Origin of the sequence: Nocardioides daphniae (assembly GCF_004777465.1) — a bacterium.
GTDB lineage: Bacteria > Actinomycetota > Actinomycetes > Propionibacteriales > Nocardioidaceae > Nocardioides > Nocardioides daphniae.
In genome coordinates this window covers 582,512-606,415 of record NZ_CP038462.1, presented here as the reverse complement: position 1 = coordinate 606,415, position 23,904 = coordinate 582,512, and the positions used below count along the sequence as shown (strand labels likewise).

Annotated in this window: 21 protein-coding genes and 2 pseudogenes; 6 read left to right on the top strand and 17 right to left on the bottom strand. The window is 71.2% G+C overall.

Annotated elements, in window-relative coordinates; translation table 11 throughout:
- Positions 1-2: 2 nt before the first annotated feature.
- Complete coding sequence (locus E2C04_RS02915; RefSeq protein ID WP_135831473.1) at positions 3-1,001, bottom strand: putative F420-0 ABC transporter substrate-binding protein; 999 nt, start codon at positions 999-1,001, stop codon at positions 3-5.
- 265 nt (positions 1,002-1,266) lie between these two features.
- Here E2C04_RS02915 and E2C04_RS02910 point away from each other — a divergent pair, with 265 nt between their 5' ends.
- Complete coding sequence (locus E2C04_RS02910) at positions 1,267-2,958, top strand: hypothetical protein (protein ID WP_135831472.1); 1,692 nt, start codon at positions 1,267-1,269, stop codon at positions 2,956-2,958.
- Between the two features lie 1,783 nt (positions 2,959-4,741).
- Here E2C04_RS02910 and E2C04_RS02905 read toward each other — a convergent pair.
- The 8 genes from E2C04_RS02905 to galE form a co-directional block, all read right to left on the bottom strand.
- Positions 4,742-5,446 carry a dihydrofolate reductase family protein gene (locus E2C04_RS02905; RefSeq protein ID WP_135831471.1) on the bottom strand — a complete coding sequence of 235 codons (705 nt, stop codon included), beginning with the start codon at positions 5,444-5,446 and terminating at the stop codon, positions 4,742-4,744.
- Positions 5,428-5,973, bottom strand: coding sequence for a class III extradiol ring-cleavage dioxygenase family protein (locus E2C04_RS02900; protein WP_229721339.1), 546 nt, complete (start codon positions 5,971-5,973; stop codon positions 5,428-5,430). Before E2C04_RS02900 ends, E2C04_RS02905 begins: the two co-directional genes overlap by 19 nt.
- Positions 5,970-6,833, bottom strand: a complete 864-nt coding sequence (gene folP, locus E2C04_RS02895) for a dihydropteroate synthase (RefSeq protein ID WP_229721340.1) — start codon at positions 6,831-6,833, stop codon at positions 5,970-5,972. Before folP ends, E2C04_RS02900 begins: the two co-directional genes overlap by 4 nt.
- Positions 6,834-6,886: 53 nt before the next feature.
- Positions 6,887-7,807, bottom strand: a complete 921-nt coding sequence (locus E2C04_RS02890) for a glucosyl-3-phosphoglycerate synthase (protein WP_135831470.1) — start codon at positions 7,805-7,807, stop codon at positions 6,887-6,889.
- A 20-nt stretch (positions 7,808-7,827) separates the two neighbouring features.
- Complete coding sequence (locus tag E2C04_RS02885; protein WP_135831469.1) at positions 7,828-8,613, bottom strand: enoyl-CoA hydratase-related protein; 786 nt, start codon at positions 8,611-8,613, stop codon at positions 7,828-7,830.
- A gap of 44 nt (positions 8,614-8,657) precedes the next feature.
- Positions 8,658-9,257, bottom strand: a complete 600-nt coding sequence (locus E2C04_RS02880; RefSeq protein ID WP_135831468.1) for a hypothetical protein — start codon at positions 9,255-9,257, stop codon at positions 8,658-8,660.
- 226 nt (positions 9,258-9,483) lie between these two features.
- Positions 9,484-10,344 (bottom strand): hypothetical protein, encoded by an 861-nt coding sequence (locus tag E2C04_RS02875; protein ID WP_135831467.1) that lies wholly within the window; start codon positions 10,342-10,344, stop codon positions 9,484-9,486.
- Between the two features lie 192 nt (positions 10,345-10,536).
- Positions 10,537-11,559, bottom strand: a complete 1,023-nt coding sequence (gene galE, locus E2C04_RS02870) for a UDP-glucose 4-epimerase GalE (protein WP_135831466.1) — start codon at positions 11,557-11,559, stop codon at positions 10,537-10,539.
- A 55-nt stretch (positions 11,560-11,614) separates the two neighbouring features.
- Here galE and gmd point away from each other — a divergent pair, with 55 nt between their 5' ends.
- Together gmd and E2C04_RS02860 are read left to right on the top strand one after the other, a co-directional pair.
- On the top strand, positions 11,615-12,616 hold the full coding sequence (gmd, locus tag E2C04_RS02865; RefSeq protein WP_135831465.1) for a GDP-mannose 4,6-dehydratase: 1,002 nt from the start codon (positions 11,615-11,617) through the stop codon (positions 12,614-12,616).
- Between the two features lies 1 nt (position 12,617).
- Positions 12,618-13,562: a GDP-mannose 4,6-dehydratase gene (locus E2C04_RS02860; RefSeq protein WP_229721341.1), complete on the top strand. Its 945-nt coding sequence runs from the start codon at positions 12,618-12,620 to the stop codon at positions 13,560-13,562.
- A gap of 13 nt (positions 13,563-13,575) precedes the next feature.
- Here E2C04_RS02860 and E2C04_RS18420 read toward each other — a convergent pair whose 3' ends face one another.
- From E2C04_RS18420 to rfbA, 4 genes and pseudogenes are all read right to left on the bottom strand, one after another.
- Positions 13,576-14,181: a hypothetical protein gene (locus E2C04_RS18420; RefSeq protein ID WP_188420652.1), complete on the bottom strand. Its 606-nt coding sequence runs from the start codon at positions 14,179-14,181 to the stop codon at positions 13,576-13,578.
- Between the two features lie 103 nt (positions 14,182-14,284).
- A pseudogene (locus E2C04_RS21790) lies at positions 14,285-14,359 on the bottom strand (hypothetical protein); the annotation flags it as partial.
- Between the two features lie 133 nt (positions 14,360-14,492).
- Positions 14,493-14,744: pseudogene (locus E2C04_RS21785) on the bottom strand (RNA polymerase sigma factor); the annotation flags it as partial.
- Positions 14,745-14,782: 38 nt separating this feature from the next.
- Positions 14,783-15,643 (bottom strand): glucose-1-phosphate thymidylyltransferase RfbA, encoded by an 861-nt coding sequence (gene rfbA / locus E2C04_RS02850; protein WP_135831464.1) that lies wholly within the window; start codon positions 15,641-15,643, stop codon positions 14,783-14,785.
- A 107-nt stretch (positions 15,644-15,750) separates the two neighbouring features.
- Between rfbA and E2C04_RS02845 the strand changes: the two genes are divergently transcribed.
- The 3 genes from E2C04_RS02845 to E2C04_RS02835 are packed head-to-tail and all read left to right on the top strand — an operon-like array spanning position 15,751 to position 20,093.
- Complete coding sequence (locus E2C04_RS02845; protein ID WP_158630575.1) at positions 15,751-17,622, top strand: DUF4012 domain-containing protein; 1,872 nt, start codon at positions 15,751-15,753, stop codon at positions 17,620-17,622.
- A 44-nt stretch (positions 17,623-17,666) separates the two neighbouring features.
- A complete protein-coding gene (gene rfbB / locus E2C04_RS02840) occupies positions 17,667-18,680 on the top strand; it encodes a dTDP-glucose 4,6-dehydratase (RefSeq protein WP_135831462.1) in 1,014 nt (337 codons plus the stop codon).
- 9 nt (positions 18,681-18,689) lie between these two features.
- Complete coding sequence (locus E2C04_RS02835) at positions 18,690-20,093, top strand: sugar nucleotide-binding protein (RefSeq protein ID WP_135831461.1); 1,404 nt, start codon at positions 18,690-18,692, stop codon at positions 20,091-20,093.
- A 24-nt stretch (positions 20,094-20,117) separates the two neighbouring features.
- Here the strand turns inward: E2C04_RS02835 and E2C04_RS02830 are convergent, their stop codons facing one another.
- The 4 genes from E2C04_RS02830 to E2C04_RS18200 form a co-directional block, all read right to left on the bottom strand.
- Positions 20,118-20,489 carry a phosphomannose isomerase type II C-terminal cupin domain gene (locus tag E2C04_RS02830; RefSeq protein ID WP_135831460.1) on the bottom strand — a complete coding sequence of 124 codons (372 nt, stop codon included), beginning with the start codon at positions 20,487-20,489 and terminating at the stop codon, positions 20,118-20,120.
- 152 nt (positions 20,490-20,641) lie between these two features.
- Positions 20,642-22,432: a polysaccharide biosynthesis protein gene (locus tag E2C04_RS02825; protein WP_158630574.1), complete on the bottom strand. Its 1,791-nt coding sequence runs from the start codon at positions 22,430-22,432 to the stop codon at positions 20,642-20,644.
- A 160-nt stretch (positions 22,433-22,592) separates the two neighbouring features.
- Positions 22,593-22,877: a DUF2516 family protein gene (locus tag E2C04_RS02820; RefSeq protein WP_158630573.1), complete on the bottom strand. Its 285-nt coding sequence runs from the start codon at positions 22,875-22,877 to the stop codon at positions 22,593-22,595.
- Positions 22,878-22,963: 86 nt separating this feature from the next.
- Positions 22,964-23,896, bottom strand: a complete 933-nt coding sequence (locus E2C04_RS18200) for a hypothetical protein (RefSeq protein ID WP_158630572.1) — start codon at positions 23,894-23,896, stop codon at positions 22,964-22,966.
- Between the last annotated feature and the right edge of the window lie 8 nt (positions 23,897-23,904).

Below are 23,904 nucleotides of genomic sequence, written 5' to 3'. Positions count from 1 at the left end.
GGTCACTCCACCGCGAGACCCAGGTCGCGGGCCTGCTCGACCAGGTCGGCGGCCGCGTCGACGGAGCGGACCCCGGCCTCCCCGGCGGCGAACGGGATGACCAGGTAGCGCTTCTCCTTGACCGCCTTCATCTGTGCGGTGGCCGGGTTGGCCTCGAGGTCCTTGACCTTCTGGTCGGCGGTGTTCCAGGCGGCGTCGACCAGCACGATGACGTCGGGGTCGGCGTCGACGATCGCCTCCCAGCCCATCGGGGTCCAGGTCTTCTCGACGTCGCCGGCGACGTTGGTGAGGCCCACGCGCTCCATCACCATCTGCGGGGCGCCGGTGCCACCGCCCACGAAGGGGGTGTCGACGCCCGACGACCACCACAGCGCAGTGGTGCCGTCGGCCACGCGGCCGACCTCGTCGAGCGCCGCCTGCTGCGACTCGACGAGATCGGTGGCAGCACCGGGGGCGCCGAGCAGCCGGCCGGCCTCCTCGAACTCCTCGAAGAGCAGGTCATAGGTCATCTTCGCCGGCGCGTCGGCGCTCTGGCAGGCCGAGGGAGCGACGTACGACGCCACCCCGAGCTTGGCGAGCGTGTCGCGCTCACCGGCGGTGTCGGCGGCCAGGTTGGACTCCCAGCCGGCGAAGACCAGGTCGGGCTCACGCTCCAGGACGGCCTCCTGGCTGGGCGCCTGGTCGGAGATCTGCTCGGCGTCGGCCGCGGCGGCGAGGTCCTCACGGATCGGGCCGTCGAGGAAGGCGGTGCCGACCAGCTTGTCGCCGAGGCCGAGCGCGAGCACGAGCTCGGTGGTCGTCGACTTGATGGTGACGATCCGCTGGGGCGCTGAGTCGACGGTGACGTCGACGCCGCAGTTGCGGACGGTGACCGGGAAGCCGCTGGCCGACCCGGCCGTGTCGGCTGCGGGCTCTTCCGAGCCGCAGCCGGCGAGGAGCGAGGCGCCCAGGAGCGCGGCGGGGAGCACGGCAGCGAGCAGGGCGGGGCGGGAACGACGCATCAAGATCCTCCGGAGGGAGTGGACGAGGGCAGGGCGAGGCATCTGCAGCCAGTCGCTGCAGAAGGTCCGTACGCCCCAGTCCGGGATCGATGCACTCGGCCATGACGGCCGAGGGACCACGCGGTCAGGAGTATAGGGACCGTCGGGCGCGCGTGGCCACGTGCCCGTCTCATATCCCTGTCGCGCCATCCCCGATCGGCTACGTTGCCGTGGGCGGCGTACGACGTCGCCCTGACGACCGAGCCAGTCGACCGAGGGAGGCGCTGTGGGCGGCCTGCGCGTGCTCCTGGTCTGCGTCGGACTCCTCTTCGTCGTCTTCGGCACCGCTGCGGCGGCCTTCGTCGGCCCCGACGACACGATCATGATCGGCGAGAAGCAGGTCCCCGAGCGCGCCAAGGGCGTGGCGGTGCGGACCCACCCGGAGATCACCGACTTCGTCAACATCGACCTGCTGGTGCGTGCGGAGGCCGAGGGCGGCATCTTCCTCGGCAGCAGCCACCGGGTCGACACCGAGAGCCTGCTGTCGGGCACCCGCTACTTCGAGGTGACCCGGCTGGCGCTGGGCAACGTCGGCGGCGTCGTCACCGACGGCCCGCGCGCGACCCGCAAGCGCCTGCGCCCGAACTCCCTCGTCGGTTGGCAGCAGCAGGTCACCGACGCCGAGAGCGCCGAGCTGGTGGTCGAGCTCGACGGCCGACCCGTCGACGTGGTGGCGGTGCCGCAGCGTGGCAACGCGCGCGTGACGGTCGCGATCGGGGCGCACGCCGGGGGCGCCTTCCTCACCCAGGTCGCCGTCGCCGTGGTGGGCGTGCTGCTGATCGTGGGCTCCTGGCTGCTCGGCCGCGTCGCCGGGCGGCGCGGCAAGGGTGGTGCCCCGTCCGGCGGCTCCCCCGGTCCGTCGTCGGGCGACGCCGCTGCCGAGCCCCCGGCCCCGTTGGCGCTGCCCAAGTATCCCGACGACCGTACGTCCACCCCGCTGCACCTCGTCCCCAGCGACGCCCTGCTCGACGCGCCCGTGGTCGACCGTCCGCGCGCGTTGGCGCTGGTGCGCGACCCGGGGCCCGAGGCCGGGGCGGCGCCCGAGCAGCCACTGGCGCTGCGCGGCACCGCGCTGCCTGCGGCCGTGCGTACGCTCGTCCGCACCCCTGCGCCTGCGCCGGAGGTCGAGTCGTTCGCCGCGCCGGCGCTGGCGGCGGTCGAGGAACCGGTCGTAGAGCCGGTGGTCGAGGCAGTCGTCGAGCCGGTCGAGCGTGCCACCGTCAGGACCCCGCCCTCCCCGACGCCGGCGTGGAGCCTGCGCAAGATCGTCGTCGTCATGGTGCTGCTGCCGGTGACGCTCGTTCTCACCTCGTGCGGTGTGCCGGGCCCGGCGCCCACGCAGCCCGAGGGCGAGGAGGTCACTCGCACCGGCATGACCATCCGTGAGGCGCGCACCCTGGTGCCGGAGGCGAGCGCGGCCTTCGCGCCGGAGTTCGCGTCGTACCCGATGTGGAGCCTGGTCGGCATGACGTCGCCCACCCGGGTGCGCCTGATGAGCCGGGAGAGCTTCCGGTCGCCGTGGGTGGCCGAGGCGCGCGTGCGGCTGCGTGGCGACCTGCCCGCGACCGTCGAGCGCGTGATCCCGGCCAACACGATCCTGCAGGGGCGCGCCGACGAGTACGCCGCCAAGGTCGGCGCCTTCTGGTCCTCCGGCGACGCCGCGGGGCTCGACCTCGACCGCCGTACGAAGCGCGCTCGCGCCCGTCTGCTCGAGTCGGGTGTGTCGAGCTCGGGGATCTGGGTGCTGCCCGCGGTCGACGTCGCGACGGCGCGGCTGGTGGAGGTGTCCGGTGGACACCTGGTGGTGCTCCGGCACACGGTGATGACCCCTGCGCCGCACCGGCTGACCACCGTCGTCGACTTCCCGTCGGCCGCCCGCCCGCGGGTGCTGGGCAGCAGCCTCGTAGCAGTCGACTGATCTTCGGAGGAGCCTGTCCGGCCCTGTGGACAACGCTGACGGACGGGCACCGCGCGTCGCTACGTTGCACAGGTCCAGTCGCTCTTCTCGGGGGTCTTCAATTCATGCGACGTCCACTCAGTCCTGTCCTCTTCACGCTCGGTCTGCTCCTCCTCGTCGTCGGCGCGGCCGGCGCGGCGCTCTCCGGCCCCGACGACACCGTCGACGTCGTCTCGCAGCCAGTCCCCGAGGCCAAGGGGCGTCTGGTCACCACCGACCCGGTGGTCTCAGCCTTTCGCAACGTCGACCTCGTCGTGCGCGCCCGTGCCGAGGGCGACGTCTTCATGGGTGCCGCGCACCGGGTCGACGTCGACGACATGGCGGCCACCGCCACGCACTACGAGGTCCAGGACCTGCGGCCCGGCCTCCTGGGTGGCCTGGGAGGCGCGGTCGACGACGACGGCGAGACCCTGCGCGCAGCCGACCTGGCCGACCTCGACATCTGGCAGGTGCGCAGTCGCGGTGAGGGTGAGCAGCAGCTTGTCGTCCCGCTCGCCGACGACCCGGTCGGGGTCGTAGTCCTGACGCAGGACGCGACGCAGGTGCCCACCCTCTCGCTGGGCTTCCGGGTGGCCGGGCTCTTCTGGGTGTCGATCTCGCTGATGCTCGTGGGTCTGGTGGCACTGGTCGGCTGGTGGCTCCTGCGACGCCAGCGCGGTGCCGGCGCACTCCCCTCCGAGCGGATCGAGGTCCCCGCGCAACGCGGAGCCGACGACCGGGCCACCGTCCCGATGCCTCGCCTCGCTGCCGTGGTCTGCGTCGGTGCGCTGTCGTTGAGCGGGTGCGCCCTGCCGATGACAGCCGCGGTCGAGACCCCCGAGAAGACCGCGATCCCCCTGGACCGTCTCGACGACGTGGTCGCCGACCACCACGACCGACGGGTCACGGCCGAGCAGGCCTCGCGCTTCCCGAAGTCGGACCTTGATGCCTGGGAGAGTGCGGTCGAGGGCCCGTGGCTGGAGAGCGCGCGTTACGCGACGACGTACGACCGTCTCACGCGCAAGCGCAGCAGCGCACCCCGGCCGGCCACTGCGGGGAAGCGGGTGTGGTCGCCGACCTTCGACTCCTATCCGATGTGGGCGTTGGGTGAGGTCGACGGACTCGAGATGCCGATGCCGGCCGACGCGACGCGCAACCGTCGCAAGGACCGCGCCGCGAAGCAGAAGAAGGGCAAGTACGAGACCAGCCTGGTGCTCTTCACCCGCTCGGCGGCGACGGCTCCGTGGCTGGTCTCGGCGGGCATCCCACTGCCCGCGACCGTCCTGCCGTCGCCGGCCGACGGTGCGGTGTCCCCTACGACCGACCCGAAGGTCGTACGCCGTGTGCAGGCTGTCGTCGAGCGACTGCACCGCTGGTGGGTGACGGGCAAGGCCAAGGGGCTCTCCATCGACGCCGAGAGCCGCCGGGTGCGCTCCGTCCTCGACTCGTTCACCTACGGTGGAAAATCCAGGCCGACGCTGCTCGAGTTCACGCCGTGGCCGCGGGCCGACGAGCGTCTGCGCATCATCGAGGTGAAGGACGGCCATCTGGCAGTCGCCACCACCACGGTGCGCCAGACGCTCCTGAACCCGCCTGGAGCCGATCTCGGGTGGGTCGGCTTCCGGGACCAGGTCGACGGCGAGGGCCCCGACGGCCCCTACTCCTTGGCCACGATGACCGAGGTGGTCCACCTGCCTGCCCGGGCAAGCCGCGACTGGTCGGCGTGGAGCTGCCTCGACTGCTGGCCTCCCGCGAGTGACCCGCCTCAGCGCTTGACGAGCCAGCGCCCGATCAGGGTGCCGTCCTCCTCGAGCAGCAGCACGGGGTCGAGGGCCACGTCGAGGGGCTGGCCCTCGACGATGCGCAGGTGCTGGCCAGCGATGACGCGCGGCACGATCGTGAGGCAGAGCTCGTCCACCACGCCCACGGCCAGGAGGTCGCGCAGCACGTGCGGGCCGCCCTCACCGAGGATCTGGGTCCAGCCACGGGCGGCGAGCTCGCGGCGCAGGGCCGTGAAGTCGATCGAGTAGCTGCCGAGGATCATGACGTTCTCGTCGCCCAGCGCCTCACGCGCGGCCGGGAGGCCGGGGGCGTGCTCGACGGTGGCCAGGATGACCGAGCCACGCGGCGCGGCCAGCAGGCGGTCGTTGATCTCGCCGGTGCGGGAGACCACGACGAGCGGCTTGCCGGCCGGGCCGTAGTTCTCGGTGCGGGCGGTGCCTGCCCCCACGACGACGACGTCGCAGTAGGAGCGCAGCGCGTCGAAGACCCGCTTGTCGGAGGCGTTGTTGATGCTGTCGGTGACGCCGTCGGTGCCCTGGGCGGACCCGTCCACGCTGGCCACCATGTTGACCCGCACCCACAGTCCGTCGGCGGCCGGCTCCGCGGCGTACGCCCGGACCAACGCCTCGTCGTCGACCTCGTCCGGTCCAGCCGGGACGTTGTTGCTCATCAGGACGCGCACTGCCACCTCACCACCCAGTACCTGACGCCGAAGGGATCCTCGGCGTGATCAATCTGAACGCTCTGCACGTCGATGCCCTCGTCGGACAACGTACGAAACACTTCCAGCCCCGACGTGAGGAGTGCCTCAGCCAGGTCGTGGTCCACGGCCGCCAGGCCGGCGGCGTCGCCCGCGGCCAGCAGCTCGCCCAGGTGGGCGTCGAAAGCGGCGGCCCGCTCGTCGAGGTGGCCGGGGGCCTTCTCGGAGCGTCGGGCGCTGCCGTTGGCGAGCACCAGGACGTCGGTCGCCTCCTCGTCGGAGGGACGGCCGGTCAGCGACTCCCCCACCCGGCGGGCGAGGTCGTCGGCGGCGATGATCCGCACCCGGCTGTCGAGCCACGCCACCGCGGCGACGCAGGCGCTGCGCAGCTCGGCGACCGGGTCGGTCGAGGAGCCGTACTCCTCCAGCAGCGCCGGGACCGGGGGCACCACGACGATCCGCCGGCCCGTGCCGGGCATCGGCTCCAGGCCGACCTCGCGGATGTCCGTGCTCACGCCAGCCCCCGTATCGCTCGTGCCGGACGCCTGCGCCCGGCGATGCTCCACACCATGTCCACCGTCTCACGAGTCTCGACGACCTCGTGCACCCGGTAGACCCGAGCGCCGGCCAGGGCGCAGACGCTGGTGGCGGCCAGGGTCCCGGTCAGGCGCTGCCCGACCGGCTTGTCGAGGGTCTCCCCGACGAAGTCCTTGTTGCTCAGCGAGACCAGCACCGGCCAGCCGGTGTCGACCAGCTCGCCCAGGCGACGCGTCACCTCGAGCGAGTGGAAGGTGTTCTTGCCGAAGTCGTGGGCCGGGTCGATGACGATCGACTCCCGCGCGACACCCGCGGCGAGCGCGCGCTCGGCGTACGCCGTCGTGTCGGCGACCGCGGCGGCGACCACGTCGTCGTACTCGATGCGGTGCGGTCGGGTCCGCACCTGCACCCCGCCGGTGTGGGTGCAGATGATCGCGGCGTCGTGGGCGGCGGCCACGTCGACCAGCTCCGGGTCGGCGCCGCCCCAGGCGTCGTTGATGACGTCGGCGCCCGCGGCGCAGACGGCGTCGGCGACCTCGGCCCGCCAGGTGTCGACCGAGATGACCAGGCCGGGGTGGGTCTCGCGGACCCGGGCGACGAAGTCGACGACCCTGGCCTTCTCCTCCGCGGCGCTGATCTCGACGCCGGGGGCGGCCTTGATGCCGCCGATGTCGACGATCTCGGCGCCCTGGGCAACGACCAGGTCGACGCGCTCGAACGCGGCGTCCTCGGCCCAGGTCGCGCCCTTGTCGTAGAAGGAGTCAGGCGTGCGGTTGACGATGGCCATCATCAGCGTCTCGTCGTCGGCGAACGAGTGCGCGCGCAGTCTCAGGGTCACGGCACGACCCTAGGCGAGGGCACCGACGACACCGCAGCGCCCCACGGCCACGGTCACAGCCAGGCGACGGCCGGAGGCCGCTCGACCACCGGGACCTCGAGCCGGTGCGGCGTCGCACCCGCCTCTCCCGAACCGGGCAGGTACTGCGTCAGCGGCACCTGGTCGGCGTGGTGGCTGTGCGTCGAGCGCGCCCACGCGGCGGTGAGGATCTGGGTGGCCATCGCACCGAGGTCGAGCAGCGGCTGGTGGCTGTGGGCGCGACGACCGAGGTCGACCTGCGCGATCGCGTCGACCCCACGCGTACGCCAGGTGTCGACGAGTGCGGCGAGCTCGACGGCGTACCCGGTCGGCACCGAGAGCTGCGCGAAGTGGTCGCGGCGCACCGCCCACTCCCCGGCCAGCGGCTGCACGAGCCCGGCCAGCGGCGGGAAGAGCAGCGCGATCAGCGGCCGCGCGACGAGCTCGGTGACGCGACCACCCTCGTACGCCCCCGCCTCACCGGGCCGCTCGTAGAACCCCTTGACCAGCTGCACCGAGGGGTCGGTGAGCAGCGGGCCGAGCAGGCCGGGCACGAAGTGGGTGTCCCAGTCGACGAGGTCGGCGTCCATGAAGACGGTGACGTCGCCGGAGGTGACGAAGAGCGACTTCCACATCGCCTCGCCCTTGCCGCGGTGGCTGCCGAGCTCGGGGCGGATCTCGGCGGCGCGGTGCACGACGGCGCCGGCGTCGGAGGCCACCTCGAAGGTCGCGTCGGTGGAGTCGGAGTCGATGACGACGATCTCGTCGACCAGTTCGGCGGTCTCCAGCAGCACCTCGCGGCAGCGGGTGACCACGTCGCCGACGGTGGCGGCCTCGTTGCGGGCGGGCACGACGAGGCTGACCCGGGTCGCCCCCTTGGCGGCGTGGAGCTCGTCGAGGCTCCAGTCGCGCCAGGCGTGCGTACGCCGCTCGAACCAGTCGTCGTCGGCGCTCACCCGGTCAGCGTACGGCGCGCTCAGGAGGCGGGCTGCCCGTCGGCGCCGAACTTCGGCTTCTCCTTCGCCATGAAGGCGCGCACGCCCTCCTTGAAGTCGGCGCCGGAGTAGACCTCGCCCAGCATCGGGCGGTCGAAGTCGGGCTGCACCTCGTTGGCGCGCACCTGCGCGTTGAGCTGGCGCTTGGAGGCACGCTGGGTGGTCGCCGACGCGGCCGTGATCTCACCGACCAGGGCGTCGATGGCGGCGTTGAGGTCCTCGGTCACCTCGGTGAGCGCGCCCACGGCGTACGCCCGCTCGGCGTCGACCAGGCGCCCGGTCAGCAGCATCGTGCGGGTGACGCCCTCGCCGAAGGCGGCGGCGCAGCGGTAGAGGACGGGCGCGGAGAGCGCGTTGCCGAGCGTGCGGGCGATCGGGTAGCCGAAGCGCGACTCCGGCGTGGCGATCCGGATGTCGCAGTGAGTCGCGACGGCCAGGCCACCGCCGACGCAGACGCCGTCGACGGCCGCGATCGTCACCTGCGGGAGCTCGAAGAGTGCGGCGAGCATCTCGCCGATCCACTCCTCGTACGCCGACGCGTCGGCCTCGTCGAGGAAGTCACCGATGTCGTTGCCCGCGGCGAAGGCACGGCCGCCGGCGCCACGCAGCACCACGACGCGTACGTCGGGGCGGTGCGCCAGGTCCTCGAAGAGGGCGCGCATCTCCGCGTACATCGCCTTCGTGAAGGCGTTGTGGCGCTGCGGGCGGTTGAAGACGACGGTGACGACGCCGTCGGCGCTGGTCACGAGGAGTTCGGAGTCGCTCACGGGCGTCAGCCTAGAGCGCCCGCTCCCGACGACGGCGCCGGGACTCACGCCTTGGTCGAGGCGATGAACTGCGCGTACGACGTGATCGGCACCGAGATCGTCGTCCCGCCCGCCGGCGGGGTGACGGTGAGCGGCCACGACGGGGTGGAGCCGCGCGGGACCGAGTCCGGCGGCTTGATGGCCACGGTGACGGTGTGGGCCGCGCCGGCCGGGAGCTGCGGGAGGGTGACCACGAGGCGGCCGTCGGCGGCGCGCTGGGTGGTGGCGAAGACGGCCGGCGAGACGGCCAGCTTGCTGGCGTCGAGGACCGTGAACTCCTTGTTGGCGGTGGCGTCGGCCGGCACGGCCAGGTTGAGCTGGACGTTCTCGACCACGGCCGGGCCGGGGTTGGTGAGCTGGGTGATCCACATCAGCGACCCGGCAGGGATGAATCCCCAGTAGAAGGTCTCGCCGGACGGAATCTCGGCGCCCTCGGGACGCCAGAAGAGCGACGACTTCGCGGCCACCACCGGCTGGGTGCCCGACCCGGCGAAGGCCGGCGACGCCGCGGCGAGCGTGATCGCCGGGGCGGTCCAGGCGACGGCGCGGAGGACCCCGCGACGACTTGGCGGTGCGGTGCGGGCGTGGTCGTCTGCAAGGCTCATGGCGGGTCCTGACGCGGGCTCGAGGGCTGTGGTTACCACACAGTAGGGACGTGTGACCCAGGTCTCAACGCCGGTCGAATGGTGGACTACCGCATAGTGGGTAGGCCGCTTGCGCGGGGGCTCTGGGCCGCGCCCCGGAAGGAAACTCCGCCCGAGTCGAGAGGTGGCCAGGCGCAACGGCTCGCGCAGCACCGCGAGCTGCCTTCCGAATCGTGAGCGTGGGCGATCACGCGGCGAACCCCAGATCACGACGTCGCCGGGCGACGACCTCGACCAATGCTTCACGCACCTGTTCTGGCTGGTTCATCGCCTGGCCCCACACGAAGCGGACGACGACCAGTCCTTGGCGAGCACACTCGGTGTAACGGCTGACGTCCTTGCGCAGCCCGGCCGGACTGCTGTGGAACTCGTGCGACTCCGCCTCGATCACGATGCCCAGCTCCTCGTCGCACAGATCGACCCTGCCCACTCGAGGGATCTGAACCTGGGGAACCACCGTCAGCCCCCTCACGTCCCTGGCGATGGCGCGTACGACGGACTCGAACGGGTTGGCGGCGCGGGGGTCAGCGGCCTCGACGACCTCCAACGCCTTGGTCCGACGGTTCCGACTGCTGCGCCTCACCGCCTCGAGCAGCTCTCGACGGCTCACCTCGCCGCCGCGCAGGGCGGAGTCGGCGACGGCGAGGGCTTCGTCGAACGGCAGCGCCTTCGCACAGTCGACGACCGTCCTCGCCGGTCGTGTCACGTGACGGGTGACGTCGCTGTCCGGTACGTCCGCCCACCTGATCTCCAGATTGTCGATCGGTCGTCGACGTGTGCGCGGCAGCGTCACCCAAGGCCTGACCGGCTCGTGCTTCAGCTTCCATCCCCACACAGCAGCAGCACTCAGGTGAGACACGACGCCCCCGGCAGCCACTGCAGCCGCCACGTGCGCATCGGTGTCGACGAGGGCGTACCGGTTGCGGCGGAGCCTGACGATTCGTCCGTCCGTGGCGGCGCGCCTGACCTGCCACTCCGTGCACACGCCGGCCAGCTCCTCGTACACGGCAACTCCCCCGAGCTGCCGCAGCGCATCAACCACGTCCATGAGCCACAGCGTGGCCGTTCCGCCGGGCCGGCGTACGCCGTCATGCACAGCACCCTCGACCCGGAAGGAAGCTGGGGGCGTGCTGTGGCTCGTTGAGCCTGACGCTCACTCGACAACGAAGGAAACTCCGCCCGAGTCGAGGGCTCCACGCTTCAGAAGGAATTTCCGCCCCCAGCGCGAGCCCAACAACCCTCAGCCGCGATACCCCCGCGGATTCTCCGACTGCCACCGCCACAGGTCGGCCATCATCTGCTCGAGCCCACGGGTGGCCTTCCAGCCCAGCTCCTCCTCGGCGCGCGAGACGTCGGCGTAGGAGTAGGTCAGGTCGCCACCGCGACGCGGGCCGACGACCCGCTTGATCTCGACGCCGCTGGCTCGCTCGAAGGCGGCCACCACGTCGAGCACCGAGCTGGAGGTGCCGGTGCCGAGGTTCCAGGCGCGCGCGCCGATGCCGGGCGTCGCGGCGAGGTGGTCGAGCGCGGCGACGTGGCCCTCCGCCAGGTCCATCACGTGGATGTAGTCGCGGTGCCCGGTGCCGTCGGGGGTGTCGTAGTCGTCGCCGAAGACGGTCAGGTGCTCCCGCAGCCCCACCGCCACCTGCGAGATGAACGGGGTGAGGTTGTTGGGGATGCCCTCCGGGTCCTCACCGATCTGGCCGGACGGGTGCGCGCCCACCGGGTTGTAGTAGCGCAGCAGCCCGACGCGCCACGACTCGTCGGAGGCGGCGAGGTCGGAGAGGATCCGCTCGATCATCACCTTGGTCTGGCCGTAGGGGTTGGTGGCGACCAACGGCTCGTACGACTCCACGTTCGGCACCGGCGCCTGGTCGCCGTAGACGGTGGCCGAGGAGGAGAAGACGATGGTGCGGGTGGTCGACGCGGCCATCGCGCGCAGCAGCGACAGGGTCGACTCGAGGTTGGTCCCGTAGTAGAGCGTCGGCTTCGCGACCGACTCCCCCACGGCCTTCAGCCCGGCGAAGTGGATGACGGCGTCGAAGCCGCTGTCGGCGAGGAGGGCGGTCAGCCGCTCCTCCTCCCGCAGGTCCACCTCGTGCAGCGTGACCTGGCGCCCGGCGAGCCGCTCGACACGGCGGATCGCCTCGGGCGAGGAGTTGTCGTGGTTGTCCACGACCTCGACGTCGTGGCCCTGCTCCAGAAGGGTGAGCACGGTGTGCGAGCCGATGTAGCCGGCGCCGCCGGTGACCAGGATCTTCATGGGGGCGACCCTACTTGTCGACGGCCCCCGCGCCGCGCCTGCCACACTTGCGCCCATGTCTGGTTCGTCCTCCTCCCAGCCCCGCGCCCTCATCACCGGGATCACCGGCCAGGACGGCCTCTACCTGGCCGAGCTCCTGCTGGCCAAGGGCTACGAGGTGCACGGCATCGTCCGTGGCCAGAACAACCCGCGCCGCGAGCTGGTCACCGAGCTGGTGCCCGACGTACACCTGCACAACGGTGACCTGACCGACATGTCGAGCCTGATGCGGGCGCTGTCGGTGTCGCAGCCCGACGAGGTCTACAACCTGGGCGCGATCTCGTTCGTCGCGTACTCCTGGGAGAACGCCGCGCTCACCTCCGACGTCACCGGCAAGGGCGTGCTGACGATGCTCGAGGCGCTGCGCCTGCACGCGGGCGACGACCTGGGCCGGGTGCGCTTCTACCAGGCGTCGAGCTCGGAGATGTTCGGCAAGGTGCAGGAGACCCCGCAGCGCGAGACGACGCTGCTGTGGCCGCGCTCGCCCTACGGCGTCAGCAAGGTCTCGGCCTACATGACGATCAACTACCGCGAGTCCTACGGGATGCACGCGAGCTCGGGCATCCTCTTCAACCACGAGTCGCCGCGCCGGGGCGAGGAGTTCGTGACCCGCAAGGTCGCCAAGACGGTTGCCAAGATCCACCTCGGGCTGGCCGACGAGCTGGTGCTGGGCAACCTCGACGCGCGCCGCGACTGGGGCTACGCGGGCGACTACGTCGAGGCGATGTGGCTGATGCTGCAGCAGGACGAGCCCGACGACTACGTGATCGCGACGGGGGTCAGTCACTCGATCCGCGACCTGGTGACGATCGCCTTCGACCAGGTCGGGGTCACCGACTGGGAGAAGTACGTCCGCCAGGACCCGAAGTTCCTGCGCCCCGCCGAGGTCGACACGCTCGTCGGCGACGCCTCCAAGGCCAAGCAGGTGCTGGGCTGGGAGCCGAAGGTCGACTTCGAGCAGCTGGTGCGGATGATGGTCGACGCCGACATCTCCGCGTTGCGCGACGGCTGGAAGTGACGTGATCTCCCGCGCGCTGGTCACCGGCGTCGCCGGGCAGGACGGCACCTACCTGGCCGAGCTGCTGCTGGCCGACGGGGTGGAGGTGCACGGGCTCGTACGCCCCGACGACGACACTGCGTACGTGCCGGACGGCGTCGTGCTGCACGCCGGAGACGTCACCGACCACGAGTCGACCCGGACGCTGCTCCACGAGCTGGGGCCCGACCTGGTGGTCAACCTGGCGGCGATGAGCTCGGTGGCGCGCAGCTGGTCGGAGCCCGAGCTGTCGTGGGCGGTCAACGCGGAGGCGGCGATCGCGCTGCTGGAGGCAGCGGAGGAGATGGCCGACGCTGGTCACCAGATCCGGTTCGTGCAGGCCTCCAGCGCCGAGCTCTTCGGGTCGCCGGCCGTCAGCCCGCAGGACGAGTCGACGCCGCTGGCACCGACCAACCCCTACGGCGAGGCGAAGGCGGCCGCGCACAGGGGCGTCGGCGAGGCCCGCGCCCGCGGCCTGCACGCCAGCAGCCTGATCCTCTACAACCACGAGTCGCCGCGGCGTCCGCCCGCGTTCGTGACCCGCAAGATCACCGCCGGCGTGGCGGCGATCGCCCGGGGCAGGGAGACCGAGCTGGTGCTGGGCAACCTCGATGCTCGCCGCGACTGGGGCTGGGCGCCCGACTACGCCGACGCGCTGCTGCGGGCGGCCCACGCCGAGACGCCTGACGACTACGTCATCGCGACCGGGGTGAGCCACACGGTGCGCGACTTCGTGGCGGCTGCCTTCGCTGCGGCCGGCGTCGACGCCTGGGAGCAGTACGTGCGCGTCGACCCGGCGTTCTTCCGTCCGACCGACGCGACCGAGCTGGTGGGTGACGCGAGCCGTGCGCGCCGGGGGTTGGGGTGGGCGCCGACGCGCACGTTCGAGCAGGTGGTGGCGGCGATGGTGGCCGCCGACCTGGGCTGACTCCTCTCCCGGATCAGTCCGGGATCGGCGCCCCCATGTCGGGGTCGACCTCGTCGTCCCAGCGCGAGTCAGCCACCGGGCGGCACGGCGCGACCGCTCCCTCCGCGACGTCGAACTCGACCGAGGCGCGCTCACCATTCTCGTACTGCTGGACCGAGGCCCAGAGCACGAAGGTCTCGTCCTTGTCGACGACGCCGGCATCCAGCTTGACCTCGAACTTCTCGCCCCCGACCGAGAGCTGGGTGCCCTTGCGTGCAGGCGCCGGCACGAAGCGCCCCCCGGCGCACTTCATCCCCGGCTCCAGGAAGTTGATGTCGGCCCTGACTCCGTGCTTGGCGAGCTCTCGCTCCAGGTTGGCCCCACCCTCGAGCCGGTTGACCTTCACGGTCAGCTCGCCGTTGCTCTCGCTGACCGACCAGGCCGGCGTGCTGAGCGTGGAGATGCCGAGTGCGGCGACACCGGCAGCGACGACGCCGCCCAGGCTGACGCCGAGCACGCGACGCTTCGTACGCCGCGACGGCGACGGGTCGGCGGCCTCGTGCAGCGCGACCTGGGCGCGGAGCTCGGTGAGCAGTGAGCTCTCGAAGGAGTCGAGCGGGCGGTCGGTGGGCTGGTTCATGACGACGCCTCCAGGGCGGGAGCAGGAAGGGGGGCACGGCGTCGCGCAGGGCGCGGCGGGCGCGGTGCCAGCGGACGCGGGCGGTGCCCGCGCTGATGCCGAGGACCTGGGCGGCCTCGGCGAGGGGGAGCTGGTCGACGGCGACGAGCTCGACGAGGTCGCGCTGCCCGGCGGGCAGGGTCGCGACGGGCGAGCAGCTCGCGGCCGCGGGCGTGGGCGCTGATCCGGTCGACGATCCGTTCGGTGGCGTCCTCGTCGAGGAGTCGGCGCCCCTGGAGCCGGCCGTACGCTGCGCTCTCCCGCGCCGCGGAGCGGGCGTGGTCGGCTACGACGTTGCGGGCGATGCCGGTGAGCCAGGCCCGCGGCGGTCCGCTGCTGCGGCGATAGCTCGACGCGGCGACGATCGACCGGGAGAAGATCTCGGCGGTCAGGTCGGCGGCGGTGTGCGGGTCGGTGGTCCGCAGCGCGACGTAGCGGCTGACGTAGGCGAGGTGCTCCCGGTAGAACGCCTCGAAGGCGTCGGGGTCTGCGCCGATGCGGGTCGGTGCGCGTTCTGTGTCCATGCCCCTACTTCGCCGTCGGCCCCGAAAGCGTTACGGGGTCAGTCCAGCAGCCCGAGCAGGTACTCGCCGTAGCCCGACTTGCGCAGCGGCTCGGCACGCATCGCCAGCCCGGCGTCGTCGATGAAGCCCATCCGCCACGCCACCTCCTCGGGCGCCCCGATCTTGAAGCCCTGCCGCCCCTCGATGGTGCGCACGAAGTTGCTGGCGTCGTTGAGCGAGTCGAAGGTGCCGGTGTCGAGCCAGGCGGTGCCGCGCGGCAGCACCTCGACCTGGAGCCGCCCCTCCTCGAGGTAACGCCGGTTGAGGTCGGTGATCTCCAGCTCGCCGCGGGCGCTGGGGGTGAGGTCGCGGGCGTACGACACCACGTCGTTGCCGTAGAAGTAGAGGCCGGGGACGGCGTACCGGCTGCGCGGGTGCGTCGGCTTCTCCTCGAGCGAGATCGCCCGGCCGTCGGCGTCGAACTCCACGACCCCGTACGCCGTGGGGTCGGCGACCTGGTAGCCGAAGACCGCCGCACCGTCGATGCCGTCGAAGCGGCGCAACTGGGTGCCCAGCCCGGTGCCGTAGAAGATGTTGTCGCCGAGCACGAGCGCCACGGAGTCGTCGCCGATGTGGTCGGCGCCGATCACGAAGGCCTGCGCGAGCCCGTCGGGGCTGGGCTGGGTGGCGAAGGTGATCTCGACGCCGAACTGCGACCCGTCGCCGAGGAGGCGCCGGAACGGTTCGGCGTCGTGCGGGGTGGTGATGATGAGCACCTCGCGGATGCCAGCCAGCATCAGCGTCGAGAGCGGGTAGTAGATCATCGGCTTGTCGTAGACCGGCATCATCTGCTTGCTCACCCCGAGCGTCAGCGGGTGCAGTCGGCTGCCGGTGCCACCGGCCAGGATGATTCCACGCATGAGGGCAACCCTAGGGTGTTCCTTGCCACGCGCGGGCACCTGTGCCAGTCTTCTGTGCCAGTCTTCCGAATGGAGGGATGTCACCGGTCCTCTGGCACCATGGCTCGGTGAGTTACGTACGACGCCGCTGGTTGCTGTTCTCGCTCGGTGCGTTCGGGTTCCTTCTGGTCGTCCTCGCCCTCCTGGCCCTGCCGCTGCGCAACGTCCCCACCGACGCGCGTGCCGCCCAGGACGAGCTGACCCGTGCCGTCGAGGCGTTGAAGGCCAGCGACGCCGACCAGGGCTGGAAGCACGTCGCCAAGGCCCGGGGCCACGTCGACGACGTGACCGACACGACCGACGGCGTCGGCGCGCGGATCTGGAGCGTCATGCCGGTCGTCGGGTCGGGGGTGCGCGACGCCCGCCACCTGGCTTCCGCGATGGACGACCTGACCACCTCGATGGAGACGGCCGAGGAGGTCTACCCGCAGGTCTCCGGCGAGGACTCCGAGCTCCTCGACCGCGGCAGCGTCAACCTCGAGGTGCTCGACACCGCCCTCACCAGCATGGAGAGGATCAGCGACCGGATGCGGTCGGCCGAGGAGCACCTGCACGAGGTGAAGGGCACCAACGCCCTCGTCGGCGACACCACGGCCGACGCCCGTGACACCGCGCTGGCCAAGGTCGAGCCGGTGGTCAAGGGGCTCGACCGCCTCGACCCGCTGCTCGCCCAGATGCCCGACATGCTCGGCGGCGACGGCAAGCGCACCTATGTGATCGCCATGATGAACCCCGCCGAGATGAAGTACTCCGGCGGCTCGATGCTCACCTTCTCCCACGTCGACCTCGACGACGGCAAGCTGGTCCGCGGCCGGGTCCGCGACTCACTGTCAGCCCGGCCCCTCTTCAAGCAGCTGCACTGGAGGCCGGTCAAGGGCAACACCCTGGCCGCCGACGGCGCCCGCCGCATCACCCACGCCAGCATTGCGCCGTCGTGGCCGGTGGGCGGCGAGGAGACCCTGCGCGCCTGGGACATCATCACGCGGATGGACTCCGACGGCCTGGTCGTGCTCGACGTCCAGGCGCTGGCCCAGATGGTCGCTGTGACCGGCCCGCTCGAGGTGAAGAATGTCGGCACCGTCACGTCCGACAACCTGGTCGAGCTGACCGCCGGCGACTACGGAAACTTCGCCCAGGACGAGCAGCGTCGCCGCAAGCGGCTCAACAAGGCCCTCATCCCCGCCTTCATGGACCGGATCTTCTCCGGCGTCGACTTCGTCGGCACGATGCGCGCGCTCAACGAGTCGGCGAAGGGGCGCCACCTGGCGTTCTACCTGCGCGACGACGACGCTGCGGCAGCGATGTCGCCGCTCGGATTCGACGGCGCCCTCTCCGACACCGACCACGACTACGTCGGCGTCTTCACGCAGAACATGGTCGGCTCGAAGGCCGACTACTTCCAGCAGAAGACGCTGCGCTCCGACGTCCGCCTGCGCGAGGACGGCTCGGCGCGCGTGACGCTGGAGGCAGAGGTCCACAACTTCAACCCGCCCCAGGCCCCGGGCGACGACAACGCCTACACCAACCCCACGCTCGACATGACCGTGGCCTCCTTCCTGCCCAAGGGTGCCGAGCTGGTCGACGCCGTCGCGGTCGACCCGTCGGGCGAGGAGTCGGTGGAGGCCGACCCCGAGAAGCACTTCGGCCGTGGCGTCGTGGCTCACCAGGTGGTCCTCGACTCGGACGAGAAGGTCACGCTGCGCCTGACGTACGACGTGCCGCAGGCCGCCGTCGTCGATGGCGACCGGATGAGGTACCGCCTCGACGTCGACCCGCACCCGACCGTGCGTCCGGAGAACATCCAGGTGACGGTGCACTGGCCGAAGGGCTTCTCTGCCTCCTCACTCCCGACCGGCTGGACGGACGCCAAGGGCACCTCGCGCTGGAAGCTCGCCACACTGCCGGGCATCACCTCCTGGACCCTGACCGCCCGGCGCTGAGCCACGGGCGAGCTTCGGGCCGTCGCACCCTAGACTCCTGCCCCATGGAACGAGTCCTCGTCACCGGCGGCGCCGGATTCATCGGCTCCAACTTCGTGCACCACCTCGTGCGCGAGACCGACGTGGCGGTGACGGTCCTCGACAAGCTGACCTACGCCGCGAGCCGCGCCTCGATCGAAGGGCTGCCCGCCGACCGCGTGAGCCTGGTGGTGGGCGACATCGCCGACGCCGCCACGGTCGACCCTTTGGTCGCCGAGCACGACGCGGTCGTGCACTTCGCGGCCGAGTCGCACAACGACAACTCGCTGCACGATCCGAGCCCCTTCGTGCAGACCAACATCGTCGGCACGTTCACGCTGCTGGAGGCCGTGCGCCGCCACGGCACCCGCTTCCACCACGTCTCGACCGACGAGGTCTACGGCGACCTCCCGCTGGTCGATCCCGGCGTGGATGACCCCGAGCGCTTCACCGAGGCGACGCCCTACAACCCGTCGAGCCCCTACTCGGCGTCGAAGGCCGCCTCCGACCACTTGGTCCGGGCGTGGGTGCGCAGCTTCGGCGTGCAGGCGACGCTGTCCAACTGCTCCAACAACTACGGCCCCTGGCAGCACGTGGAGAAGTTCATTCCGCGCCAGGTCACCGAGCTGATCGACGGCCGGCAGCCGCGCCTCTACGGCAGCGGCGCCAACGTGCGCGACTGGATCCACGCCGACGACCACTCCGCCGCGGTGCTGCGCATCCTCACCGCCGGCCGGGTCGGCGAGACCTACCTGATCGGCGCCGACGGCGAGCACGACAACCTCACCGTGGTGCGGATGCTGCTGGAGGCCTTCGGCCGCCCGGCCGACGACTTCGTCCACGTCACCGACCGCGCGGGCCACGACCTGCGCTACGCGATCGACTCCACCAAGCTGCGCACCGAGCTGGGCTGGGCGCCGCGCTACGCCGACTTCGCCGAGGGCCTGGCCCGCACGGTCGACTGGTACCGCGCCCACGAGGCGTGGTGGCGCCCGGCGAAGGCGGCGACCGAGGCTGCGTACGCGGCGAAGGGACACTGAGGCACCCGCATGAGCACCCCGCTCCCTGCCGTCGAGACCACCCCGATCCCCGGGCTGCTGGTCGTCCGCCTCGACCTGCGCACCGACGCCCGCGGCTTCTTCAAGGAGAACTGGCAGCGCGAGAAGATGGTGGCCGCAGGGCTGCCCGACTTCGGCCCGGTGCAGAACAACGTCTCCTTCAACACCGACCGGGGCGTCACCCGCGGCATCCACACCGAGCCGTGGGACAAGTTCATCTCGCTGGCCACCGGCCGGATCTTCGCGGCCTGGGTCGACATGCGTGAGGGCGACTCGTTCGGGGCGACGTTCACCCTCGAGATGGACCCGTCGGTGGCGGCCTTCGTGCCGCGGGGGGTCGGCAACTCCTACCAGACCCTGACCGACGGCACCGCCTACACCTACTTGGTCAACCAGCACTGGCGCGCGGGCATCGCCTACCCGGCGCTGGCGCTCGACGACCCGACGGTGGCGATCGACTGGCCGATCCCGCTCTCCGAGTCGGAGATCTCCGAGAAGGACCAGCACAACCCACACCTCGACCCGGCGACCGCGATCCCTCGCCAGCGCACCCTGGTCCTGGGCGGCGCCGGCCAGCTGGGGCGCGCGCTCGCCGCAGAGTTCCCGGACGCCCAGGTGGTGACGCGTGCCGAGCTCGACGTGTCCGACGCCGAGGCAGTGGCGGCCTGGGACTGGCGGGCGTACGACGTGGTGCTCAACGCAGCGGCCTACACGGCCGTCGACGCGGCGGAGACCCCTGACGGACGTCGCGTGGCCTGGGCGGCCAACGCTGTCGCTCCCGCTCGTCTCGCCGAGCTCTCCCGCGAGCACGGCTTCACCCTCGTGCACTACTCGAGCGACTACGTCTTCGACGGCGCCGACGACGCTCCGGCCGACGGCTGGACGGAGGAGTCGCCGCTCTCCCCGCTCGGCGTCTACGGCCAGTCCAAGGCCGCCGGCGACCTGGCTGTGGCCGCGGCCCCGCACCACTTCGTCGTCCGCACGTCCTGGGTAGTCGGCGAGGGCAGCAACTTCGTCGCCACCATGAGCCGCCTGGCGGCGAAGGGTCTGGAGCCGAGCGTCGTCGACGACCAGGTCGGTCGCCTCACCTTCACCGGCGAGCTGGCCCGTGCGACACGCCACCTGCTCGAGTCCGGGGCGCCGTGGGGCACGTACAACGTCACCAACTCGGGCCCGCAGCATTCGTGGTACGACGTGGCGCGCGACGTCTTCGCGCTCGTCGGCGCGGACCCGGAGCGGATCTCCCCCACGACGACCGAGGCGTACGTCGGTGACCGCACCGACCTCTCCCCTCGCCCGTCGCGCAGCCTGCTCGACCTGTCGCGATTGGCGGCGACCGGCTTCGTCAGCGAGGACGCGGCGACGGCGTTGCGCCGTCACCTCACCGTTGCCTGAGCGCAGCACAGCGCTGTGAGGACGTCAGCGAGCCGCCTGCGCAGCTGCCTCGTCGCGACCGTAGTCGTCCTCGAGCCGGCAGATGTCGTCCTCGCCGGTGTAGGCGCCGTGCTGGACCTCGATGATCACGAGCTCCTCGGCGTGCATGTTGGAGATGCGGTGCGGGGCGCCGACGGTGACGTCGACGGACTGCCCGGGGCCGACCACGATCGTCTCGCCGTCGACCGTGCAGGTGGCCATGCCGAAGATGACGACCCAGTGCTCGGAGCGGTGCGCGTGGGTCTGGTAGGAGAGGCGCTCACCCGGGTTCACGTGGATGCGCTTGACCTTGTAGCCCTTGCCGTCGTCGATGACGTGCCAGGACCCCCACGGTCGCTGCTCGGACTCCAGTGCCATTTCTGCTCCCTCTACCTGCGCCCCCGAAAGGCGGACTCCCACAGCGTAACTCGGTGTTACTGGCGCATCAGCGAGATGCATCCTGCCCTACGGAGCACAGCGACGGAGGGGCGGCCGCATGCTGGCCGCCGCATGGGAGAGGCAGCGGGTGGTCAGCAGAGACCGGCGAGCTCGTCGATGATCTTCTGGCGAGGCCCGGCCAGCGGCAGTGCGTCGACGGCGTCGTCGTCGACGCCGGGCACCGGCACGTGCGAGACGGCCTGGTGGCGCGGACGCTGGTCGGTCGGCTCGTCGTCGCCGAAGAGCTCCTCGTGCATCTTCTCGCCTTCGCGCAGGCCGGTGAACTCGATGCGGATCGGCTGGCCGGACTGCTCGATGAGCTGCCGGGCGACGTCGAGGATCTTGACCGGCTCACCCATGTCGAGCACCAGGGCCTCGCCGGGCTCGCCGATGGCGGCGGCCTGGACGACGAGCTGGCAGGCCTCGACGATCGTCATGAAGTAGCGGGTGACCTCGGGGTCGGTGACCGTGACGGGCCCTCCCGCAGCGATCTGCGAGGCAAACGCGGTCAGTACGCTGCCACGGCTGCCGAGCACGTTGCCGAAACGCACCGAGAGGTAGGCGCCGCCACCGTCGGCGAGCGCTTCCTTGGCAACCTGGGCGGTGATCTTCTCGGCGACGCGCTTGGAGTAGCCCAGCACGCTGGCGGGGTTGGCGGCCTTGTCGGTGGAGATGTTGACGAAGCGCTCGACGCCGACCTCGCGGGAGACCTGGAGGACGTTGCGGGTGCCGATCACGTTGGTCTTGACGGCCTCGGCGGGGAACTGCTCGAGCATCGGCAGGTGCTTCAGCGCCGCGGCGTGGAAGACGACCTCCGGGCGGCGCGCCTGGAAGATCTCGCGCAGCGCGTCGATGTCGCGGATGTCGTTGAGGATCACGTCGTCGGAGTCGAGCAGGGCACGGCCGTGGATCGAGAGCTGCACGGCGTGCAGCGCCGACTCGTCGCGGTCGAGCATCATCAGGTCGGCCGGCTTGAAGCGGTGGATCTGGCGGCAGAGCTCGGAGCCGATCGACCCCCCGGCGCCGGTGACCAGCACGCGCTTGCCGGCGATGTAGTCGGCAATCGACTCGATGTCGGTGTCGAGCTGGTTGCGGCCCAGCACGTCACTCAGGTCGATGTCGCGCAGGTCGCGGATGCCGACGTGCTCGCCGAGGATCTCGGTCGGCGCGGGCAGCACCTTGACGTTGAGACCCGCCTCGACACCGGCGAGGTTGAAGCGGGCGACGGTCTCGGCGTCCGCGCTCGGGATGGCGATGACCAGGGTGTCGACGCCGGTCTCCTCGGCCACCTCGGCGATCTGGTCGGTCGTGCCGAGCACCTGCACACCGCGCACCCGGTAGTGGCGCTTGGCGGGGTCGTCGTCGAGCATGCCGACGGGGCGCCACAGCTTGGCGGGGTCGCGCAGCATCGAGATGACGAGGTCGTACGCCGACTCCCCCGCCCCGACGAGGAGGACGCGGGTGGTGCCCTCGATCTCCTCGCGCTCGCGGGCCCGCTCCTTCATCCGGCGCCACAGGGCTCGACCGAAGAGGCAGGTGATGAGGGTGAGCAGGCCGGCGCCAGCCGGGATCGACCTCGGCACCCACTGCGGACCGAAGTTGGCCACGAAGATCAGCAGGCCGACAGCTGTGGTGACGAAGCCGAGTCGCACGGCCTCCTCGAGACTGGCCAGCTTGGAGCGGCCCTGGTGCAGCCGGAGCGGGAATCCGAGCACGAGGTGCAGGGCGGCAGCGGTGACACCGAGGGCGAGGGCGGCTCCGAAGTAGCGTCCGCTCACCTCTCCTTCGAGACGGATCACGGTCCACGCCACGTAGGCGAGGATCCAGACGACCACGTCGAACGTGGTCACCACCAAGGTCTTGTGACGCTGCATTCGCGACATCCAGTCATTCACTGGAGTCCAACTCCCCCTTGTCGAGGGCCGCGTGCGGCGGCCCGGCACGCGGAGCATCCTCTCACGCCGACCGCCGGAGTTCGAGGGGGTCCAGAAGTCCCGGACGCCGCGGCGGGCTACCCGACGGCAGGGGTCAACGCCCTCGTTCTCAGCGTCCTGTGATCTGCCGCAGCGCCGGGCGCACGTCGACCAGGAAGACGCAGGCGGCCACTAGGAAGAGGATGTTCACGATGCCGATCGGGTTCCAGATGATCAGCTGGGCGGCGAGGCCGAGCCCGAGGATGATGCCCCAGCCCACCTTGGTGAACTTCGAGCTCGCCTCGTAGGCCGGGGCCGGAAACGTCATCGCGGTGACGAAGGCAAAGCCCTTCAAGCAGAGCACGATCAGGAAGCCGATGAAGAGCACGTTGCTCTGGAGGCTGAAGATGTCCACGCCCTGCAGCCTACTGACCCGGCCCGGCCACGGAACGCACGAAGCCCCCGGCCGGGACCGGGGGCTTCGCGTGTCAGGCGTACGACTCAGGCGTCGGTCTTCGGCGCCGCCGGGGTGGCGGGGGCAGCCGGAGCAGCGGCGGGAGCCTTCTTGGCGGCCGGGGCCTTCTTGGCCGGAGCCTTCTTGGCGGGCGCCTTCGTGGCGGCCGGCGCAGCCGGTGCCGCCTTGGCGGGCGCCTTCGTGGCCGGAGCCTTCTTCGCGGCCGGCTTGGCAGCGGGCTTGGCGACCGGCTTCTTGACCGGGGCCTTCTTCGCGGCCGGGGCCTTCGGCTCCGTGACGGCAGCCTTGACCTCGTCAGCACCCTCGGCCACGTTGGTCGCCACGTCGTCGACGACGAGCTCGAGGGTCTCCTCGACCTCGGCGACCTTGCGGCGGACGATCTTGCGCACGGGGGCGACGGTCTCGGTGACCGACTCGGTGATCATCTCGACGGCGTCGGTGACGCTGTCGGTGACCTTCTCGACGCGGTCAGTCACGATCTCGGTGACCTTCTCCACGCGCTCGGAGACGAGCGAGACCTTGCCGACCGCGCCGGCGACCTTCTCCTGCTTGCGCAGGCGGTCGACGACGACCTCACCGCGCTTGGCGAGCTCGGCGTACTGGGTGGTGAAGGTCCCGACGCCCTGGTCGAGCAGGCCCTTGGCCTTGGTGGGCGCGCCCTTGACCTCGGTCTCGAGACCGGCGAGCTTTGCCTTGGCGTCCTTGGTGACGGTGCCGACGAGGCCGGTGGCCTGGGCGTACAGCGCCTTGGGGGCCAGGTCGATCTTCTTCGCGGCGGCGACGCGGGTCTCGACTGCGCCCTGCACGCCGGTGAAGCGGTCGGTGGCCTTCTTGGTCACGTCGTTGACGGTGTCGAGCACCGTGGCGACGGCCAGGTCGTTGACGCCGACGCCGGCGTAGAACACGCGGCCGGCCTCGTCGCGGACGGCCTTGACGTCGATCTTGGTCGTGGTGGCCATGATGGTTC

Coding starts and splice junctions, on each gene's coding strand:
- rfbA (WP_135831464.1), bottom strand. CDS start 15,643: ATGCGTGGAATCATCCTGGCCGGTGGCACCGGCAGCCGACTGCACCCG.
- E2C04_RS02880 (WP_135831468.1), bottom strand. CDS start 9,257: ATGAGCCTTGCAGACGACCACGCCCGCACCGCACCGCCAAGTCGTCGC.
- E2C04_RS02830 (WP_135831460.1), bottom strand. CDS start 20,489: ATGGCACTGGAGTCCGAGCAGCGACCGTGGGGGTCCTGGCACGTCATC.
- E2C04_RS18200 (WP_158630572.1), bottom strand. CDS start 23,896: ATGGCCACCACGACCAAGATCGACGTCAAGGCCGTCCGCGACGAGGCC.
- rfbB (WP_135831462.1), top strand. CDS start 17,667: ATGGAACGAGTCCTCGTCACCGGCGGCGCCGGATTCATCGGCTCCAAC.
- E2C04_RS18420 (WP_188420652.1), bottom strand. CDS start 14,181: ATGAACCAGCCCACCGACCGCCCGCTCGACTCCTTCGAGAGCTCACTG.
- E2C04_RS02915 (WP_135831473.1), bottom strand. CDS start 1,001: ATGCGTCGTTCCCGCCCCGCCCTGCTCGCTGCCGTGCTCCCCGCCGCG.
- E2C04_RS02875 (WP_135831467.1), bottom strand. CDS start 10,344: ATGGACGTGGTTGATGCGCTGCGGCAGCTCGGGGGAGTTGCCGTGTAC.
- E2C04_RS02835 (WP_135831461.1), top strand. CDS start 18,690: ATGAGCACCCCGCTCCCTGCCGTCGAGACCACCCCGATCCCCGGGCTG.
- galE (WP_135831466.1), bottom strand. CDS start 11,559: ATGAAGATCCTGGTCACCGGCGGCGCCGGCTACATCGGCTCGCACACC.
- E2C04_RS02825 (WP_158630574.1), bottom strand. CDS start 22,432: ATGTCGCGAATGCAGCGTCACAAGACCTTGGTGGTGACCACGTTCGAC.
- gmd (WP_135831465.1), top strand. CDS start 11,615: ATGTCTGGTTCGTCCTCCTCCCAGCCCCGCGCCCTCATCACCGGGATC.